Origin of the sequence: Thioclava sp. JE_KL1 (genome assembly GCF_009296265.1) — a bacterium.
Lineage (GTDB): Bacteria > Pseudomonadota > Alphaproteobacteria > Rhodobacterales > Rhodobacteraceae > Thioclava.
Window position 1 is genome coordinate 1 of the sequence record NZ_WBJS01000036.1, and the last position, 4362, is coordinate 4362.

Annotated in this window: 3 protein-coding genes; 1 reads left to right on the forward strand and 2 read right to left on the reverse strand. The window is 57.5% G+C overall.

From position 1 onward, the window contains the following. Window positions 1-103 precede the first annotated feature (103 nt). Complete coding sequence (locus F8R15_RS20615) at window positions 104-889, reverse strand: hypothetical protein (RefSeq protein ID WP_083080211.1); 786 nt, start codon at window positions 887-889, stop codon at window positions 104-106. Between the two features lie 1602 nt (window positions 890-2491). Here F8R15_RS20615 and F8R15_RS20620 point away from each other — a divergent pair. After that, window positions 2492-3160, forward strand: coding sequence for a hypothetical protein (locus F8R15_RS20620; protein WP_083080214.1), 669 nt, complete (start codon window positions 2492-2494; stop codon window positions 3158-3160). 96 nt (window positions 3161-3256) lie between these two features. Here the strand turns inward: F8R15_RS20620 and F8R15_RS22025 are convergent, their stop codons facing one another. Continuing rightward, window positions 3257-4012, reverse strand: a complete 756-nt coding sequence (locus F8R15_RS22025; protein ID WP_172976279.1) for an IS110 family transposase — start codon at window positions 4010-4012, stop codon at window positions 3257-3259. Window positions 4013-4362 lie beyond the last annotated feature (350 nt).

Below are 4362 nucleotides of genomic sequence, written 5' to 3' on the forward strand. Positions count from 1 at the left end.
GCGGTGGCCCGACAGCACCGCATCGGCCCTCAGCCGCTGCCGTCTTCTTTACGATTAGGGAGCGGCTTGAGGCATGCGGCGGTACCCGCCGCCGGGCCGGTTGCTAGCCGCGGGGCGGAGGATCTGGAACGATCCCCGGCAAATGGCTGAAGTCGAACGTTTTTGCGTCGACCTTCCGGCTGCCAGACGCGTCAATCAGCGTCACCTTCGCACCAGCGGGATGCTTTCGGATCGCCGAAATCCACCAGGTTGTCTGAGCGTGACAGACCCTGCATTCGACGTGACGCAAGCCATAGTCTTGTCTGTCCCGGCTCTCGATGACTACGAGCGTTACCCCTGTCATCTTCGCAATCCGCGTCAAAGACGCCATGTGCTTGCCGCGTAGACGGCTCCAGTTCATCGACGAAGGGCCATAGAATTTCGGAGCCTTACCTTTGAAGACATGTCGGATCACGATGAGATAGTTGAGATCGTCGAGGCTCCGACAGTCTCCGACTTCGGCAAGATCGAGGAGCGTGTAATAGTCAGATATCCGAGCTGCCATTAGCCGTTGAGTAAGGCCGGAAAACTGCCATGCCAGTATTCTGTTACGTTCAATGAGTCGGATGTCATCGAACAAGTCCGTCCTCTTCGCTTCTGCAACGAGCCGATGCAGCGACGTCGCGCCGTTCTCGCGGTATGGGCCAACGATCGCTCGGAGCCGGGTCCCCTCGATCCATGTCTTCGCAAGGCTCGGGGTCTCAATCGCCTCACGAATCCAGAGCTCTTGTCGGTCTTGGTGATGAAGCATCGCGAGGATCAGCTTGAACGACGTGAGACTGAACCCCGCCCGTCTGAGATGCTCGACGAGCACCTGCGCGATCTGAATTTTGCCGTTGTCGGCCGGCATGTCTGCTCCTCTTTCGATGACTATCGATGAGCAGATGTGTTTCTTACCAAGCGCACGGAAATCGCGAGAGCGGCTCACTTCGGGGCTCGACCAACCCGTTTCTACTGTTTGGCAAACCCGTTCGTGAGGTGGCAGCCCCCGGGAACACCGGCCTCCTGCCCCGCTTCTGATCAGCACTACCCCGGATCTGAACCTGTAGATTTTACGTAGGTGATTGATTTCGCGAGGAATACGTCTGCTTGAAATGGTAGAAATTAGAAGAAATCCCAGAAATCATCAGGAATCCCGAACGGTTTTGGGGGATTTGTTTTGGTCACACCAAGCCCAAGCCGCTCGCGAACAGTTCACAGATTGGGCACCGGCGGAAACGTGGAAGGTTTCGTAAGAGGAGGTCCTTGGCCGACCAAGTTTGTGTGCAGCTTCAAGCATTCCAGATCCCCCTTGCCGCCAGTGCGTATCTTGCAATTGAGAGGAGAGGCTCTGGGAGCGCTCATGCGAGCGCGTCCCTTTCTGAAACGGACGAGACGAGCCGACACCCCGTCCCAATAGTGCGGCTCTAAACTGATCGAATAAGCGCGCGAATCCAGCTTTCTGGATTCGCGACGTCATGCGGATATCCGAGGGAGACGCTCGAGACTTGGGTTTAGCCAACAGTTATGGTCCTGCCTTCGTGACACCTTATCTTCAGCGGCCCTGCTGCCCATCATGACTGTCCCACGACTCTACGAAGACCAAACGCTCCAGGTCATCAATGGTTTCATCGGTGGAGCCCGAGGCGCCCAGCAGACGTGAGACCCGGCCTGATGCTCCAGTGCCAGTGAACCATTTCGATGCAGCGATCACGCCACGGAACTGGCCGAAAAAATCGTCTGTTCCGATTTCCGTCCGCTTCCGTTGGATCCGATCTCCCTTCTGAGGCGCTCGGAAACACCGTCGCCAATTGGACCAACTCTCTTTAAAAGAACCCCGTGTGATCCCTTCTGCCAAGCTCGACCTCTCGATCCTGTCTGAAACATCTTGGGAATCCGATTAACCGCGGCTCGGCTTCCAGAAACTCGCTTCGATTTCGAGCGGAGTGCATGTTCGCGCGCCGACGACCGTCTGCCAACCACCACCCCCCAAAAAACATCACGAAATCCGTTTCCGTACACCGAGAGATGAACCCATCTCCCTCCAAGCAGAGACGACGACACCGTCAAACCTCTTACATCCCGACAGGAGACCACCCAATGCCCAAGCACCCATTTCCCCTACGTAAACCCGAGGACCTCAGCAACCTCAAGTTCATTCTGCAGGCTCTGCAAGCGACCGGGCGACCGCCTGGCTCAGGAGGTCTGGTTGGCCTGCCACCCTCCACCCACGTCTCCATCCCTTCGAAGTCAAGGAAGCTGCACTGATGGCCGACATGGCCCTGTTCTGCCTGGCGGCGACGGGATCGGCGGCCTTCCAATCGTCAAGCAGGGCAAGACCTCGTCGTCGCAGCAGGATGAAGAGGTTGCGCGCAGCGGGCGGCCAGAAGACGTCTCACCAAGTGCAAAGAGTCCCCCGGCTCACAAAACCCGACCTTCTCAAAGATACCTGCACATAAAGGACCTTATCATCATGATGACAGACAGCAAATCTACCAAGTGGACCGATCTCTTTTCCAAAGAGCCGGCCCGTCTTGCAGCCCTCCCTCTGACGGGGCCTCTGCCACACACCCCACATCTCGTTCAACCGGACTCCGCCCGCCCCGGCAACCTTATCGGGGTATTTGGGGGTATCCACAATTCGACAGGCCAGAGCTTCAACACTCAATCGATTATCGAAGTCGCCTATCAACAGGGCGCACTCGAACCGCAAACCATCTTCGATGACGAGATGTCGGTATCCAACGCCGCGGCGTTCCGCGAGATCACCGCCGTGCCCTTCGCCGGACTGAATCATCACCGCATCGTGCATCAAGCCCGGATGGTTGAGAAATGGACACCATACACAATACACTTGGTCCAGTTCGCCGATGCGCTCCTCTACGTACACCCCCACTGGATTCAGGGCATCTGGGGCTGGCGTGAAAGCCACTCCGAGCTTTGCCCTCTGGTGGTTCTGATGGAGAGTGCAAAGTCGCGGGAAGAAGGCGAGCGATGCATCGAGAAGGCAATGCGCTACATCGAGCTGTTCCACTCGCTTCTTCCGCAGTACGAACGAGCCAGCGTGCACATGAACATCGAACGGCCCCGTCCGGAGGACTTCTGCTGCCATGACGCTGAACACGATTCAGTCGTGCTATAGTCTGGAGGCTCTACTGCGGCGCGATGGAGGCATCAGCGCGCCGCGGTAGACTTAGTGTCAGGATTCATAATCAGTAGATGACGGTTGCTGCGAGTGCTATCCCGGAGTAGCCATTTGACGTTTGACAGACCACCGAGCAGCGCGCGCACCGATGTAATCGCTGACCTGAGCGGCCATGACAAACAGGTCAATCGGTCGTCCCTCGCTGTCGCAGATGGCGTGCAGTTTCGTGTTCATGCCGCCGTTGGTTCGCCCGATCAGGCGACGCGCTCCCTTTCTTAACGGCAATGCTGGTCGCCGTTGGATGTCAGTCACAAGCAGGCGCATTCGCGTGGAAAGATCGGAAGCGCCCTCTGCAGCCAGTCTGGCAAGTTCCTTTTGGAAAACGTGGCGCCCAGTGCCAACCCGAATGCCGCGTTCCATCAAGAAGCCTCGACCCTGGTTGATCAAGCGCGTCCTGTCCGACACGAGGCGCTCCCGCGCACGGTGCAAAGCCTGAAGGTCGAGCTGTTCTTCCGATTTGATCGCAACGAATGAGACCGTCGGGCGCGTCGCAGCTTCGGCAATCGCCTCCGCATCACGGTCGTCATTCTTGTAAACCTTCACATAGGGCCGGAAGTAGAGCGGCGACATCAACCGAGGCTCATGTCCCTTCTCAAGACAAAATCGCCCGATGTGATGCACCCCGCCGCAGGCTTCCATCGCAACCAAGCAGGGTGGGAGCGGAATAAGAAAGTCCAACAGCCGATGCCGCTGGAGCCGTTTGCGAAACACAACCGCTCCCGCTTTATCCAGCCCTGCATGACTGCGAACGGCCTTGCCCAGATCAATGCCCAAAACCTTGATGTCCATCAGATGCTCCCTCTCCACCTCTGCCCGCAATGGTAGCAGCGGGTTGGTGGGAAGGCAGTTCATCCCAGTAGGTCAGTCGTTGGTAAGCGAAAGATGCGAAATTCGGTTCGCGAATTTGCAGTTACCGACAAGAAGTAGATTTGTCTGTAACGCTATCAGTTTCGCTGCTGGCGCATCATTTTTCGATGGTGTGCAGTCATCCGTAACCGGCCGGTTGCTACCGCGGCGATTGGGCCTTGATGCGGGCGACGAGATCGGCGTCATGGACGAAGTCGTCGAGGAACTCATGCCAAGTTTCGGGAGTGATGCGCGCGGCAGTGAGCATGTCTCGGAGTTCTTCGATGCCGCGG

Bases quoted from the DNA above. Each gene is read 5' to 3' on its own strand.
- F8R15_RS20615 (WP_083080211.1), bottom strand. From the start codon at position 889: ATGCCGGCCGACAACGGCAAAATTCAGATCGCGCAGGTGCTCGTCGAG.
- F8R15_RS20620 (WP_083080214.1), top strand. From the start codon at position 2,492: ATGATGACAGACAGCAAATCTACCAAGTGGACCGATCTCTTTTCCAAA.
- F8R15_RS22025 (WP_172976279.1), bottom strand. From the start codon at position 4,012: ATGGACATCAAGGTTTTGGGCATTGATCTGGGCAAGGCCGTTCGCAGT.